The 14,721-nt window shown below is 34.6% G+C and carries 18 protein-coding genes; 13 read left to right on the top strand and 5 right to left on the bottom strand.

The features are described 5' to 3' along the window. Window positions 1-90 precede the first annotated feature (90 nt). From LUA91_RS01995 to LUA91_RS01985, 3 genes are all read left to right on the top strand, one after another. Window positions 91-870 carry an S-adenosyl-l-methionine hydroxide adenosyltransferase family protein gene (locus LUA91_RS01995; RefSeq protein WP_231424278.1) on the top strand — a complete coding sequence of 260 codons (780 nt, stop codon included), beginning with the start codon at window positions 91-93 and terminating at the stop codon, window positions 868-870. A gap of 331 nt (window positions 871-1,201) precedes the next feature. After that, window positions 1,202-1,717: a hypothetical protein gene (locus tag LUA91_RS01990; RefSeq protein ID WP_231424277.1), complete on the top strand. Its 516-nt coding sequence runs from the start codon at window positions 1,202-1,204 to the stop codon at window positions 1,715-1,717. Continuing rightward, entirely contained in the window at window positions 1,698-1,844 is a 147-nt protein-coding gene (locus tag LUA91_RS01985; RefSeq protein WP_231424276.1) for a hypothetical protein, read from the top strand. The genes LUA91_RS01990 and LUA91_RS01985 overlap by 20 nt, the downstream gene beginning before the upstream one ends. Before the next feature lie 67 nt (window positions 1,845-1,911). Here LUA91_RS01985 and LUA91_RS01980 read toward each other — a convergent pair whose 3' ends face one another. Both LUA91_RS01980 and serC read right to left on the bottom strand, forming a co-directional pair. Further along, window positions 1,912-2,862 (bottom strand): D-2-hydroxyacid dehydrogenase, encoded by a 951-nt coding sequence (locus tag LUA91_RS01980; protein ID WP_231424275.1) that lies wholly within the window; start codon window positions 2,860-2,862, stop codon window positions 1,912-1,914. A 69-nt stretch (window positions 2,863-2,931) separates the two neighbouring features. Then, complete coding sequence (gene serC / locus LUA91_RS01975; protein WP_231424274.1) at window positions 2,932-4,005, bottom strand: 3-phosphoserine/phosphohydroxythreonine transaminase; 1,074 nt, start codon at window positions 4,003-4,005, stop codon at window positions 2,932-2,934. Window positions 4,006-4,298: 293 nt separating this feature from the next. Between serC and LUA91_RS01970 the strand changes: the two genes are divergently transcribed. The 7 genes from LUA91_RS01970 (at window position 4,299) to LUA91_RS01940 (ending at window position 10,166) form a co-directional block, all read left to right on the top strand. Further along, the gene (locus LUA91_RS01970) at window positions 4,299-5,444 is read left to right on the top strand and encodes a methionine aminotransferase (protein WP_231424273.1); all 1,146 of its coding nucleotides are present in this window, start codon (window positions 4,299-4,301) and stop codon (window positions 5,442-5,444) included. 21 nt (window positions 5,445-5,465) lie between these two features. After that, entirely contained in the window at window positions 5,466-6,269 is an 804-nt protein-coding gene (locus LUA91_RS01965) for a nitrilase family protein (RefSeq protein WP_231424272.1), read from the top strand. A gap of 67 nt (window positions 6,270-6,336) precedes the next feature. Further along, window positions 6,337-7,371, top strand: coding sequence for a N(4)-(beta-N-acetylglucosaminyl)-L-asparaginase (locus LUA91_RS01960; RefSeq protein ID WP_231424271.1), 1,035 nt, complete (start codon window positions 6,337-6,339; stop codon window positions 7,369-7,371). Between the two features lie 47 nt (window positions 7,372-7,418). Continuing rightward, entirely contained in the window at window positions 7,419-8,303 is an 885-nt protein-coding gene (locus tag LUA91_RS01955) for a YegJ family protein (protein ID WP_231424270.1), read from the top strand. A 32-nt stretch (window positions 8,304-8,335) separates the two neighbouring features. Continuing rightward, entirely contained in the window at window positions 8,336-9,106 is a 771-nt protein-coding gene (locus tag LUA91_RS01950) for a copper homeostasis protein CutC (RefSeq protein ID WP_231424269.1), read from the top strand. Further along, window positions 9,107-9,562, top strand: coding sequence for a hypothetical protein (locus tag LUA91_RS01945; RefSeq protein WP_231424268.1), 456 nt, complete (start codon window positions 9,107-9,109; stop codon window positions 9,560-9,562). Window positions 9,563-9,644: 82 nt separating this feature from the next. Further along, window positions 9,645-10,166 (top strand): hypothetical protein, encoded by a 522-nt coding sequence (locus tag LUA91_RS01940; RefSeq protein ID WP_231424267.1) that lies wholly within the window; start codon window positions 9,645-9,647, stop codon window positions 10,164-10,166. Window positions 10,167-10,201: 35 nt separating this feature from the next. Here LUA91_RS01940 and LUA91_RS01935 read toward each other — a convergent pair whose 3' ends face one another. From LUA91_RS01935 to LUA91_RS01925, 3 genes are all read right to left on the bottom strand, one after another. Next, the gene (locus tag LUA91_RS01935; RefSeq protein WP_231424266.1) at window positions 10,202-10,597 is read right to left on the bottom strand and encodes a DUF983 domain-containing protein; all 396 of its coding nucleotides are present in this window, start codon (window positions 10,595-10,597) and stop codon (window positions 10,202-10,204) included. A gap of 87 nt (window positions 10,598-10,684) precedes the next feature. Further along, the gene (locus tag LUA91_RS01930) at window positions 10,685-11,269 is read right to left on the bottom strand and encodes a Crp/Fnr family transcriptional regulator (RefSeq protein ID WP_231424265.1); all 585 of its coding nucleotides are present in this window, start codon (window positions 11,267-11,269) and stop codon (window positions 10,685-10,687) included. A 5-nt stretch (window positions 11,270-11,274) separates the two neighbouring features. Continuing rightward, on the bottom strand, window positions 11,275-12,261 hold the full coding sequence (locus tag LUA91_RS01925) for a D-alanine--D-alanine ligase (protein ID WP_231424264.1): 987 nt from the start codon (window positions 12,259-12,261) through the stop codon (window positions 11,275-11,277). Window positions 12,262-12,474: 213 nt separating this feature from the next. Here LUA91_RS01925 and LUA91_RS01920 point away from each other — a divergent pair, with 213 nt between their 5' ends. Genes LUA91_RS01920 through LUA91_RS01910 form a run of 3 tightly spaced genes read left to right on the top strand, consistent with a single transcriptional unit; the run spans window position 12,475 to window position 14,714 of the window. Next, window positions 12,475-13,245 carry a PASTA domain-containing protein gene (locus LUA91_RS01920; protein WP_231424263.1) on the top strand — a complete coding sequence of 257 codons (771 nt, stop codon included), beginning with the start codon at window positions 12,475-12,477 and terminating at the stop codon, window positions 13,243-13,245. 6 nt (window positions 13,246-13,251) lie between these two features. Continuing rightward, entirely contained in the window at window positions 13,252-14,307 is a 1,056-nt protein-coding gene (mltG, locus tag LUA91_RS01915) for an endolytic transglycosylase MltG (protein ID WP_231424262.1), read from the top strand. Beyond that, window positions 14,307-14,714 carry a thioesterase family protein gene (locus tag LUA91_RS01910; protein WP_231424261.1) on the top strand — a complete coding sequence of 136 codons (408 nt, stop codon included), beginning with the start codon at window positions 14,307-14,309 and terminating at the stop codon, window positions 14,712-14,714. The genes mltG and LUA91_RS01910 overlap by 1 nt, the downstream gene beginning before the upstream one ends. The last annotated feature ends 7 nt before the right edge of the window (window positions 14,715-14,721 follow it).

Here is a 14,721-nt window from a genome sequence, read left to right as displayed (position 1 = left end):
AAAAAGTTATCGGGGTATATTAATTAAAATTTGAATATTTGCAGACGCTTATGCCTCTACACAAGAATAAGCAATAATAATGAATTTTTAATGGGGATAATTACTTTAACAACAGATTTAGGTTCGAAAGATTTTTACCAGAGTGCCCTTAAAGGTAGCCTGCTAAGTCTTATGCCTAATGTTAATTTAGTAGACATTACCCACGAAGTTCCATCTTTCAATATTTCGTATGCTGCATTTGTTTTAAAGAACGCATATCCTTATTTCCCGAAAAATACAGTACACCTTATTGGTATCGATTCTGTGTACAGCGAAAACACTAAATACATCGCCATTAAACACCGAGATCATTATTTCGTAGGTGCAGATAATGGGATTTTCTCTTTGCTTTTTGATGATATTCCTGAGGATGTTGTAGAGCTGAATATTATGCAAGATTTAAAATATCTTCACTTCCCACTGGTTGATATTTTTGTAAAAGCAGCCACTCATTTAGCTAAAGGCGGCAGACTAAAAGACATTGGTTTACCTGTAGCAGAGATTGAGCAAAAGATGCTTTTACATCCTGTTATCGAGCGGGATATCATTCGAGGGAGTGTAGTTTATATCGACACTTTCTGCAACGTCATCACCAATATCACCAAAGACCTATTTACGCGAATCCAAAAAAATCGCGACTTCACTTTATATTTTAGAAAAAGTGAAACCATTACACAATTAAGCTGGCATTATAACGAAGTTCAAGAGGGTGAAAAACTTTGCCTGTTTGGAATTAGTAATCACCTGGAAATTGCAATTAACAAAGGTAAAGCAAGTGGTTTATTAGGTCTGCATCTCGGCGATATTGTTAGGGTTGAGTTTCATCCTTAATTTAGTTCAATAGTTCATTAGTTCAATTGTTCATTGGGTTGGGATTTGTAAAGTAATGGCTGTAATAATAAGGCACTATAAACTTTGCAAACTAATGAACAAATGAACCATTAAACCAAATTGACTTTGCAAACCAATGATCTAATGAACAAATAAACCACTGAACTATGTTGACTTTGCAAACCAATGATCTAATGAACAAATGAACCACTGAACAAATTCGACTTTGCAAACCAATGAACTAATGACAAGTGAATCACTGAACCAAGTCGACAAATGAACCATTAGACCAAGTTCCAAACAACTTCTACCCTTTTCACGTTTATATCGCATGAAGAAATATTTCTACTTGCTCTCCATACTATTTTTGAGTATTTGTGCATCGGCACAACAAGATACTACCACTTACGCGGCTCAACGGGTTAAGGTCAATTTATTACTTGCAGAACGAAGTTCAAAGTTTGGTCAATATGATGAAAGCTTAAATCAACGTACAGGAATATTTGGCTGGCAAACTAAAAAAGACATCAAAAACTCAAATGAAATTCTTCGTCAAGTTGTACTAACGGATAACAATATTTTTAAGGAATTAAAAGTATTGATGGACTATAAGGATCTGGAAAACCAAAAGAAAGTTGCTGTTGCAGATAATTCGCAAGAACGAATTGAAAATTACATGCAAACCATCAAGAAATTGCAAGATCAAAATGAACAACTCAAGAAAGAGTTAACAAAAGCTTCACAAGGTTTATCAATCTATATCATTATAGCATTGATTTTAATGATGATAGGAGGTTTTTATTTCTTCAATAAAAAACTGAAAAAATATGAAAAAGGCACTGTTTAAGGTTTTGGTTAAAGTTAACAATGTAATTTTACCTAGCTTGATTAAAAAAGACCCGAATAAACTCACAAACTTTCAAAAGGCAATATTGGGTTATCGCTATTGGGTGTTAACAAATGCTTTGGATTGATAGAGATGTCATGTTGAGCTTGTCGAAACACAATTGTTTTTCGACAGGCTCAGAATGACAATCACTATTACTTCTTAAAATGCTCAATAATTAAAGTCGCCAGTTCTGTACCGATACGTTCTTGCGCTTCGTTGGTTGATGCACCAATATGAGGTGTTAAAGAAATTTTTGGATGTGTTAAAATTTCAGCTAACGGTGTAGGTTCATTATTAAAAACATCTAAACCAGCAAAGGCAACCTTGCCCGAATTCAGTGCTTCAAGTAATGCTGGCTCGTCAATTGTACCACCACGAGAGCAGTTTACAATACCCACGCCATTTTTCATTTTGGCAAACTCCTCAGCTCCTAAAATAGGTTTATCGGCAAATGGAGTGTGCAAACTGAAGAAATCGCTTCCAGCAATAACTTCATCTAAAGAAACAGTTTTAATTGGAATACTTACCGATTGTCCACCTTGAAATTCTAGAGTGATTTCAGACTCCGAAGGATATAAATCGTAGGCTAAAACTTTCATACCTAAACCTAAAGCGACTTTCGCAGTTGCACGGCCAATACGACCGAAACCTATTATGCCAATGGTTTTACCGCTTAATTCTGTACCTTTTGCATAAGCTTTTTTAAGATTATTAAATTGGGTAGAGCCATCTACAGGCATTTTACGGTTAGCATCCTGTAAAAATCTAATACCTGTAAACATGTGAGAAAAAACCAATTCTGCTACAGATAATGATGATGCCGCTGGCGTGTTTACAACAGCAACACCTTGACTGCGAGCATATTCAACATCAATATTATCCATTCCAACTCCACCTCTACCAATTAATTTAATATTTGGTACAGCATCAATTAATTCTTTTCTAACCTTTGTTGCACTGCGAACGGTAATGGCATCGTAGTTTTTTAATGCCTCAGCCAATTGTTCTTGAGGAATAGTATCTGTATCAACCTGGAATCCTGCCTTTTCCAATAATTCTTTACCAATAGGGTCTATCCCATCGTTTGCTAATATTTTAATCATAATATGATTTCACTGATTAAATTGATTACACAGATATAAATGAGAATCAATTATCTTTTATAATTTGAATTAGTTTGCTTTTGCCTGTTTTTCTTCGAATGATTGCATGGCATCAATCAGCGCATGTACGCTTGTAATTGGCAATGCATTGTACATTGATGCTCGGAAACCACCAACACTTCTGTGCCCCTTAATACCAATGATACCTTGATCTTCTGCAAATTTTAAGAATGGTTTTTCCAATTCAGGATTTTCCATCACAAAACAAATATTCATTTTGGAACGGTCTTCAACAGCGCAAGTGCCTTTAAATAATGGATTACGATCAATTTCTCTGTAAAGTGCTTCGGCTTTTTGTTTATTTTCCTTTTCTATTTCTGCCACACCGCCTTTCGATTTTAACCAGCGAAGATTCAACAATGAAACGTAAACAGAAAAAACCGGCGGCGTATTGTACATAGAGCCATTATCTATGTGCGATTGATAGTTTAACATCGATGGAATTTTACGGTCAATTTTTCCTAAAATTTCATCTTTTATTATCACAATAGTTAATCCTGCAGGACCCACATTTTTTTGAGCACCAGCATAAATCAAATCAAATTTAGATACATCAATTACACGGCTCATAATATCTGACGACATATCGCATACAATAGGAACGCTCGTTTCTGGAACTTCAAAAAGTTCTGTACCGTAAATGGTATTGTTCGAAGTATAATGGAAATAAGCACTATCAGCCGGGATATCGAAATCTTTCGGGATAAAAGTATAGTTCGAGTCTTTCGATGAGGCAACAACATTAACGTTGCCTACAAATTTAGCTTCCTTTAAAGCTTTGGTTGCCCAAACGCCCGAATCTAAATAACTTGCGGTTTGTCCATCGCCCAATAAATTCATTGGAACCATTGCAAACTGCAAGCTCGCACCGCCCTGTAAAAATAAAACGGAATAACCCGATGGCACATTTAATAACTCTTTCACCAACTTATCAGCTTCAGCAACAACTGCCTCAAATTCGGTTGTTCTATGCGAAATTTCTAAAATTGATAATCCATCGTTAAAATCTAAAACTGCCTGTGCAGCTTGTTTAAACACTTCTTGAGGTAAAATACAAGGGCCTGCGCCAAAATTATGCTTCATCTTATTGTATAAATGATTATGGCGGTAAATGTAAAATTTTTAAAGCAGTTCTGCCTACAAAATCGTATCATAAAAAATTAAATTTTGTTAAAAATTTGGCTAAAATCTTCACTTTTGTTGCCGTTTTCATAATCAACAAACAATATAAAATTTATCATCGATCGAAGAGTGTAACTGATATTTCTTTAACATATTTTAGATTTTCTTGTGATACTGTTCTCTGCGGTTCTGACGTCTCCATAATCTGAAACAATAGCACACTTTAATGTTTTTTTGCTATTTTCGCTTATAACATGTTGAATATACAATCAAAACTTCCTGGTGTAAGTACTACCATTTTCTCGGTAATGTCTAAACTTGCAGCAGAGCATAATGCCATTAACTTATCGCAAGGTTTTCCAGATTATGCTTGCGATCCAGCACTTACCGAATTAGTGAGTAAAGCCATGAAAGATGGCTTTAACCAATATGCGCCAATGCCTGGCAATAACTTATTAAAGGAAACTATTGCTAAAAAAGTTGAAAATCTATATCATATAAAGTATAATCCTGACACCGAAATTACTGTTACTGCCGGTGGAACTCAAGCTATTTTTACAGCTTTAGCAGCAATAATTAATCCTGGCGATGAGGTAATTATTTTTGAACCTGCTTATGATAGCTATGCCCCTACAATTAAACTTTTAGGAGGTTTGGTAAAAACTTATGAGCTTGCACCTCCTGATTATGGAATTGATTGGGATATGGTAAAAAAGCTCTTCACATCGAGCACCAGAATGATTATCCTGAATTCTCCTCAAAACCCAACGGGCAGTATATTATCTGAGGATGATATGAGATCATTAATCAAATTAATAAACGGAACAGATATTTTAATTCTAAGCGATGAAGTTTATGAACATTTAATTTATGATGGACAGAAACATCAAAGTGTGATGCTTTTTCCTGAATTAAGGGAAAGAAGTTTCGTTGTAGCCTCATTTGGTAAGCTATTGCATGCTACAGGCTGGAAATTAGGATATTGTTTGGCTCCAGAATTACTGACGAAAGAATTTAGAAAAGTACACCAATTCAATGTTTTTAGCGTTAATAGCCCTATGCAGGAAGCTATTGCTAATTACCTTAAAGAATCAAAACATTATACCGGAATTACCCAATTTTTTCAAGATAAAAGAGATTATTTTAGAAGACTTATCGCTGATACTAGATTAGAATTGCTACCATGCAATGGTTCTTATTTTCAGTGCGTTAGCTATAGTAATATTAGTGATGAAAAGGATACAGATTTTAGCATGAGGCTAATTAAAGATTTTGGAGTTGCCACCATCCCTGTTTCGGCATTCTACCAAAAATCAACCGATCATAAAATAATAAGATTTTGTTTCGCTAAAGAAAATACAACCCTTGCTTTGGCTGCAGAAAAGCTAAAAAATGTTTAATCATCCCGTAAAACTAAACATATGGAAACACCTGTTTACACTCAAATAGAAAACCTGAAAGTCACCATTTTTCAGGCTTACTTATTTTGGGAGAACATAGAAAAAAATTTACAAAACCTTGCCCTTCGTTTATCTATGGGTGTTCGGGAGAAAACTGATCTAATTATTTTACCCGAAATGTTTAACAGCGGGTTTAGCATGAATTCGGAAACTCTAGCCGAAGAAATGGGTGGTTTTACCATGCAATGGATGCAGAAAATGGCCTATCAATATAATGCCGTGGTAACAGGTAGTTTAATTATAAAAGAAGATGGACATTATTATAACCGTTTAATTTGGATGGAGCAAAATGGCGATTATAAATTTTATGATAAGCGTCATTTATTTGGTTTAGGTGAGGAGGATAAAAATTTTACAGCCGGAAAAGATAAACTCATTGTTGAGCTCAAAGGATGGAAAATCAGGTTGGCTGTTTGTTATGATTTACGCTTTCCAGTGTGGTTGCGTAACGTGAATGAGGAATATGATATATTGCTGATTGTAGCCAGTTGGCCCGATAAACGGTCGGCACATTGGAGAGCATTAATTCCAGCCAGAGCAATTGAAAACCAAAGTTATGTTATCGGTGTAAATCGTGTTGGGCATGATGGTAACCAAATTTATCATGGTGGTCATTCTATGGTTATAGATCCTTATGGAAGTACGGTATATTACAAACCGGAAGATGAAGATATGTATACCGTAACCATCAATTATGAAGAGTTGGCAAAAATTAGAAGACAATTTCCGTTTTTAAAAGACGCCGATCAATTTTCTATCAGTTAAATTGTCATTACATTTAATTTAAATAAGCAGATAACATCTATTAAAAAATTTTACAGCTAACCCAAACATGTTCAACCGTCGTAAATTTATAAAAGCCTCTGCCCTTTCTGCAGGTTTATTAGCCATTGATAAAACAAGTATGGCTGATGCTATTCCAAACCATTCAAATAATAAAGCAAACTTTCCAATCGTAATTTCCACCTGGGACTTTGGTATCGCTGCAAATGCCGATGCATGGAAAGTTTTATCAAAAGGTGGAAGAGCTTTGGATGCTGTTGAACAAGGTGTATGGGTTCCGGAAGCGGATGAAAAAAATCAAACTGTAGGCTATGGTGGTTTGCCAGATAGAGATGGTAAAGTAACGCTTGATGCCTGCATAATGGATGAAAATGGTAACTGTGGAGCTGTTTTAGCATTAGAACACATTAAGCATCCAATTTCTGTAGCTCGCAAAATAATGGAAAAGACGCCCCATGTTATGCTAGCGGGTGATGGTGCATTACAATTTGCACTGGAGCAAGGTTTCAAAAAAGAAAATCTGCTTACTCCCTCGAGTGAAAAAGCCTGGAAAGAATGGCTTAAAACAGCGAAATATGAGCCAGTAATGAATGTTGAGAACAAGCTATACGAAAAAGCTGCTCCACAAAAATTGCCTGGCAACCAATACAATCACGATACAATTGGCATGTTAGCAATTGATAGTAAAGGTGATATATCTGGAGCATGCACAACTAGCGGTATGGCCTATAAGTTACATGGAAGAATTGGCGATAGTCCGATTATTGGTGCTGGTTTATTTATTGATAATGAAGTTGGTGGTGCAACATCAACAGGTGTTGGTGAAGAAGTAGTTCGTAATGTGGGTTCTTTTTTAGTTGTGGAATTGATGAGACAAGGCTATACACCAGAAGCAGCCTGCAAAGAAGCGGTAATGCGTATCATTAAAAAGAAACCAGAAACTGCAAAAAATATCCAGGTTGGCTTTTTAGCCATTAACAAGAAAGGTGAATATGGTGCATATGCCATTCAAAAAGGCTTTAGTTTTGCCGTTTGCAATGCCGAAAAACAAGATTTGTTAATCAAAGGAAATAGCTATTATTAATTTTAAAGATCATCCCAAATAAAATCGTTTAACATATAAATTACGCAATGGGATTATTATCAAAAATTTTTGGCAAAAAAAATGTTGAGGAGCGCAAAGGTGAACCAGATATGGTTTATGTTTCCAATGAAGACGAACGAATGAATTGGGCAATTGAAAAGGCCAATTTAACACTATGGTATTTTGAAGATAGTTTAGAAAATCCACAACCATATCAGGTGTATTTTTCAATTAAAGTAAAAATTATTGATGGTGAAAATGGAGAACATATTTGGTTAACAGAACCTCATTTTGATGATGAAGGACATTTATATGGTACTGTTGGTAATGAGCCTGTTGATGTAACAACCGTAAAATTAAATCAAAAAATTGGTATCGATCGCCAATTAATTTCCGACTGGATGATTATTGAAGATGGGAAATTAATTGGTGGTTACACGATCCGTGCTATCAGAGATGGCATCCCTGACAAAGAGAAGCCTGCTTTCGATCAAAATATTGGACTTTACATTGATGAGGGAGTAGACCATTTCAAAACCAATCTTGAAACACCAGAGGGCGCCATTCTTTCATTAGAAAAGGCCTACAATCATAAAGATATCCATGCAGCTATGGATTGTAAGGATTTTCATGAAGAAGCAAAATCTATGCTTGCAGAAATGAAAGTGGCGCTAGATAATGAATTAATTAACGAAACCGCAGATGTATTAAAATTATCTTTTATCAATAATATTGAGGAACATGGCTTTCCTGATTTCTCAAAGATTACAAATGCTTTTCCTGAAAGAAATAAAATTAATGATACCCACTGGATCATTACTGAGGTTTGCTGGTTTCCTGATAGTGGAAAATCTATCCAACAATTAAATGTATATAAATCGCCAGAAGGTTGGAAAGTTTTAGGTCTAGTGAATGATTCACCTGATAAATAAATTTAACAAAACTACTTAAGATACAGTAATATATGAGCAGTGAAGATTCAAAACCTATTCAGAAAACTATGAGTTTAGAAGTTTGTGCAAATGGCTATGAATCTGCTTTAAATGCCCAGATTGGAGGTGCAGTTAGGGTAGAATTATGTGATAACTTGGCAGAGGGAGGAACTACGCCCAGTTATGCACAAATTGCATTAGCCAAGAAAAATTTATCCATTCAAGTTTGGCCGATTATCCGCCCTCGTGGTGGCGACTTTTTATACACTGATCTAGAGTTTCAGTTAATGATCGAGGATGTAAAAATTTGTAAATCATTAAATTGTGATGGAATTGTGATTGGAATACTTAACGCAGATGGAAGCATTGACAAGGCAAGATGTGCTGAATTAATTGAAAATGCCAAACCGCTTCCTGTCGCTTTCCACCGGGCTTTTGACATGAGTAATGATATGGAAAGGGCTTTGGAAGATTTAATTGAATTGGGTATTATTCGTGTTCTTTCCTCGGGAGGCGCAAATTTTGCTATCGAAGGTGCGCCTAGATTGTCAAGTCTCATTCAACAAGCAAATGGTAGAATCGAAATTATGCCGGGAGCAGGAATCAATCACAGTAATATTCGAGCACTCATTAATACTACTGGTGCCAATCAATTTCATGCCTCTTGTAAAAGTTTTATTCCTAGTAGAATGGAATTTCGTAACGCAGAAACGAAAATGGGAAGTATTGAAGATGAATATCAATATGAACTAACATCAGTTAATAATGTTAAAGCTTTGGTTAATGAGATTACCCTTAAATAAATGGCAATCATTTTTAAACCATACAATGTTTTAGCATTTGCAGCAATTTCATATTTAATATCCACTGTTTTTGTAAATCACACCATAGATATTAATATAGCGGATACTTATTTCTTTGTTAACTATGCTTTCATTGTGGCATTCATTTGTGGATTTCTTATAACGTTTGCCGCATTATATAAGTTTCTAAACAAATACTTTTCAATTAAGCTACTAACATGGTTACATATCAGTTTGCTAATTATATTACCTTCTATTGCAGTATGGATTAGTGATGCATTCCACAAATCGTTAGCATTAATCGAAACGACTGATGCAGAAACAATGGATTATATTTTGAGCCATCATAAAAAGCTCAATATAATTTTCATAATATTCATTTTCATTCAAATCTTGCCCGTTATTAATTTTCTGATTAGCTCAATCAAAAAGAAATATCCTTCTGCTAAAGTGTAAAGTTGTTCATAAAATTCAATTTCAAGTATTTAGTTTACAGATATTTAGTATATTTAAGCATACTAAACTAAATTAATTTGTTATGAAAAAAATCTCATTTCTATTGCTAATGGCATTATGTTTTGGTGCTTGCCAAAACAAGGATACAAAAACTACCGATGCTGAAACAGCAGACACCACAAAGTATCCTTATACATTTAAAAAAGTACAAGGCTGGAAAATAAACAACGATCATAAAAACGGACTAACTGCCCTCAGTATCATCAAGTCTTTTGAAAATATGGACACAGCTACAATGGGAAAGTTACTTGCTGATAGTGTTTGGTTCAACTTAGATGGTTATAAATTTAAAGGCACCAGAATACAATTCTTAAATCAAATTCAGGGTGAATTTGCTAAAATGAGCAGTTTTAAAATTGATATGGAAGATATGGCATCGGTAATAAATAAGGATAAAAGTGAAGAATGGGTTAGTTTGTGGTACAAACAGGTTACCTCTACAAAAGATGGAAAAATTGATACCATCCAATTGTACAATGATTTTAAAATAAAGGATGGAAAAGTGCAGGGACTTTCAGAATATATACAGCACCCTATGAAATAATTGAAGAAAAGCCCCAACTAAATTGGGGCTTTTCTTTATTTATTTCCACTTCCTGGTACGTAATGCAAACCTGGAGTTAAGTAATGAAGTAGTATTACTCTAGAATATCTATAATTAATTGGAGAGCACAAAAATACGCCTAATAAAATTACTCCAACATAATACCATAGGTTTTCATAAACCAATGCAAGTCCTAAAACATAAGCTGCCACTCCAATTGTAATGATCTCGGCGACATTCATGGCATAACTTACAAACATTGCTACATAAAAGAAACCTGGCTCTCGTTCAAATTTAAGATTACAAACCGGACAATTAATATTGGTTTTCTGCAATTTAAAAGAATATGCACTTCCTGTAAAAATGTCGCCCTGACGGCAACGTGGACATTTACAATTTATAAAAGCTTGAAATTTTGATAACTCTGCCATATTGGAATTCATTATACCACAAATGTAAACCTAAATAAATCGTTAAATTATGATCTATATCATATTTATAAATTAATCCATGAAATATTAAAAATGTCGAATTATCTTTCCTTTTTCTGTGTGAATTAATCCCTTATCAGATAATATTTTAACTTCTCTAATCACCGTTTCTACCCGCAAACCAGTCATATCAGCTAGTTCCTGTCGGCTTACTTTTAAGCTTTCACCGGTTTCGATATCGTTTAGCAGATAATTAATAATCGTTAACAATCGATGTTCTGCTTTTTCATTGGCCAGTTCTTCTAACATCATCGATTTATAGAACAGTCTATTGCATAACGTTTGAATAAGGTTGATGCTGAACCCTGGCGTATTTTCAACTAAATTGAAGAATTGATTTTTTGCTACTGGAATTATTTCAGAATCTTTGCTGGCAATGGTATAAGCCAGGTATTTTCTATTTACAATTAGCGCAGGTTCTCCAAAATACTGGCCTGTTTTGAAAACCCCTTGAATAAATTCTTTCCCATCTTTGCTTACAGTAACCATCCTTACCTCTCCCGATTTAATAAAGTAAACATATCGTGGCGACATTCCAGGTTCGTATATAATCGCATCCTTTGGATATTTTTTTATCGCAAAGCCATCGCTAATTAGCTGTTGAATATCCATTAAAGTTACCCCAAGGTTTCTTTCATTAAATTGGTATAAAATTGCTTTAATGAGATGCCCATTGCAGCAACTTGTTGTGGAATAAAACTGGTAGCCGTTTGCCCCGGAATGGTATTAATTTCAATAAAATAAAATTTACCTGTTTCGTGCTCAAGGAAATAATCAACGCGTACTACACCCCTACAATTAAGTTTTTTATAAACGCTTTTGATAATTTGATGAACCCTTGAATATTCCTCCTCATTCATGTTACCTGGCGTTATTTCTTGTGTTGCGCCCGGAGTATATTTTGCTTCAAAATCAAAGAATTCATTCGCAGGAATCACTTCGGTGGTTGGTAAAACAATAATTTCGCTTTTAGCGCTGTATACGCCTATAGAAAATTCTCTTCCGCTTACAAATTCTTCAATAAGCACTTGAGTATCCTCATTAAAAGCTTTTTCCACAGCACTTTCCAAATCATCAGCATGTTTAACTTTGCTCATCCCGATACTGCTTCCACCACTGTTTGGTTTTACAAAATAAGGTAATTTTAAGTCTTGCTTAATTTGATTCAAGTTGTAATCACCATCCTTAAAAATCTGAATAGATTTTGCCGTAAATAAATTGTCAATACCTTCTACAATAGCTTTAGTGTAACCTTTATTCATCGTTATGGATGATGTTAGTGCATCGCAAGTAGTGTAAGGAATACCAAGCATGTCGAAATATCCTTGCAGTTTTCCGTCTTCTCCTGGCGAGCCATGAATGGCAATAAATACTCCATCAAATTTAATCTTACGACCTTCAAGCGTTAATGAAAAATCATTTTTATCAATATCTATTTTAACGGAATCGGCAGGTTCATAAAACCATCCCTTATCATTAAGCATAATTTTATAAACATCGTAAAATTCAGTGTCGATATTTTGAGCAATAGTTGCCGCACTTTTTACCGAAACAACCCATTCGCCTGTGGTACCGCCTGTTAACAATGCAATCGTTTTTTTCATCTTTAAAAACCCTTATTTGTAAATAGAATTTGATCGTAATTATATCATCAAAAATATAAATATCTTTGTGCTTTGTTTAATTTTGAGGGAGAGAATTAATAATTGATGGTATTATATTTGCTCAAAGCAATAAATTCGATTATTCAAAAAATGCTATCGATATTAAATTAACTACATTTGAATTTGTACGCCTAACACCAGAATTAAAGATTCATGTCTAAATTTATAGATTATTTAAAAACCAAAAGCTTTAGGAACAATATTTTAGCTGCCGTTATCACTGTTGTATTGCTTCTGCTTATCGCATTTTTTAGTTTAAGATATTATACCAAACATGGTCAAGGGTTAAATGTACCAATGGTTAAAGGCTTGGCATTTGAACAAGCAGTTAAAAAATTAGAAGATGCTGGTTTAAAATATGAAGTAGATTCTGTTTTTATTATGGATCAGCCTGCAGGAATTGTTATTGATCAAGATCCTGATCCCAACACCTTTGTTAAGGATAACCGAACCATTTATTTAACTATTAATGCGGGCAAAACCCCTAATACTAAATTCCCTGATATTGCTTTTAAAACCTTAAGAGAAGCCCAAGCAATTATTGAAAGTTCGAGATTAAAACTTGGCGACACTACTTATAAACCAGATGTGAGCCGAGATGTAGTTTTAGAAGCATCGTTCGGAGGCTCTGCAATTGCAGCTGGCGATATTATTCCAGTAGGATCGAGAATTAATTTAGTTTTAGGCGATGGCAGAGGCAGCCAGGAAGTTGATGTACCACAATTGGTTGGTTTAACTGTTGATGAAGCTAAGTTTAGCCTAAAAGGATCGAATTTAAGCTTAGGGAATATTATTTATGAAGGCAGCATTACAGACAGTGCAAATGCCGTTATTACTAAACAAGATCCAATGCCAGCCGATTCGGTTACTAAAGTAGCCATTGGAACAAGAATTAACATTACACTTTCGAATAAAGAACAATAATATAAAATGACCGAAGTAGAAAAAAAGAATATGAGTACTGGTAAAAAAGCAGTAATTGCTATTGCTGTAATTATTATTTTGATTGCTGGCTATTTTGCCCTAAACTTTTACAGGCTTTACTTTTCGCCTAACGTTACCGAAAATCAAAAATATTTATATATCAAAACTAACCAAAGTTATGATGAGTTGATATTTGAACTTGAGAAAAGGGATATGTTAAACAGTACATCCTCGTTTGCTAAAGCTGCAGGTAAGATGAATTTACCAACCAGTTTCAAGCCTGGTCGTTACCGTTTAAAAAAAGGCATGACCAACAGAACGTTGATCAATTTAATTAAAGCGGGAAATCAAGAGCCAGTAAAATTAAAATTCCAAAATATCCGTAAAAAAGAAAACTTTGCTGCTTACTTAGCGAGTAATTTAGAAGCAGATTCTTTAAGCTTTATTAATGCGCTAGATTCATCTGCCTTAATTTCTAAGTATGGCTTTAATGAGGATAACATCTATACCATGTTTATTCCAAATACATACGAAATGTATTGGAATACTTCGCCTGCAGACTTTTTGGAACGGATGCATAAAGAGTATGATAGATTTTGGACTACAGAACGTAAGCAAAAGGCTGCAAGTTTAAATCTTAAACCTGCTCAAGTTTACACTTTAGCATCAATTGTAGATGCTGAAGCCCTCTACGATAAAGAGATGCCGATTATTGCTGGTTTGTATTTAAATAGATTAAACAAAGGAATTTTGTTGCAAGCAGACCCTACCGTTATTTTTGCAAATAACGATTTTACGGTTAAACGCGTTACTGGTAAACTATTGCAGGTTCAATCTCCTTACAATACCTACAAATATGCTGGACTGCCTCCTGGGCCAATTATGATGCCTAGTATTAATGCAATAGATGCAGTTTTAAACCGTAACGAAAACAATTACATCTACATGTGTGCAAAAGAAGATTTTTCGGGCTATCACAACTTTGCCGAAACGAAGGCAGAACATGAAATTAATGCAAAAAAATACCGTGATGCCTTAAACAAGAAAAATATTTTCAGGTAATGTTTGTACACGAAACGAAGGTTAAAGTGCGGTATGCAGAAACCGATCAAATGGGAGTTGTTCACCACGCGAACTACGCACTATATTATGAAATAGCAAGAACAGAATGTTTTGAAGCTTGTTCGGGCATAACCTACGAATCGATGGAGGCTGAAGGTGTAATGCTTCCATTGTTAGAGCTTCAATCCAAGTTTTTAAAACCAGCATTATACAATCAGATACTTACTGTTAAATGCATTGTAAAAGATTTACCTACAGTTCGTTTAAATGTGGAATACGAAATTTACAATGAAAAGGAAGAACTAATTAATATTGGAAAAACCGTTCTTGTTTTTGTAGATAAAGCAACCAGAAGACCTTGCCACCCACCCCAAAATTTTATGGAAGGTGTAAAACAATATTTCTAATTAAAAA

The sequence above is a fragment of the Pedobacter sp. Leaf250 genome (assembly GCF_920984735.1).
GTDB lineage: Bacteria > Bacteroidota > Bacteroidia > Sphingobacteriales > Sphingobacteriaceae > Pedobacter.
Note: the sequence above shows the minus strand (reverse complement) of the source record. Positions and strands in the feature narration are given on the sequence as shown.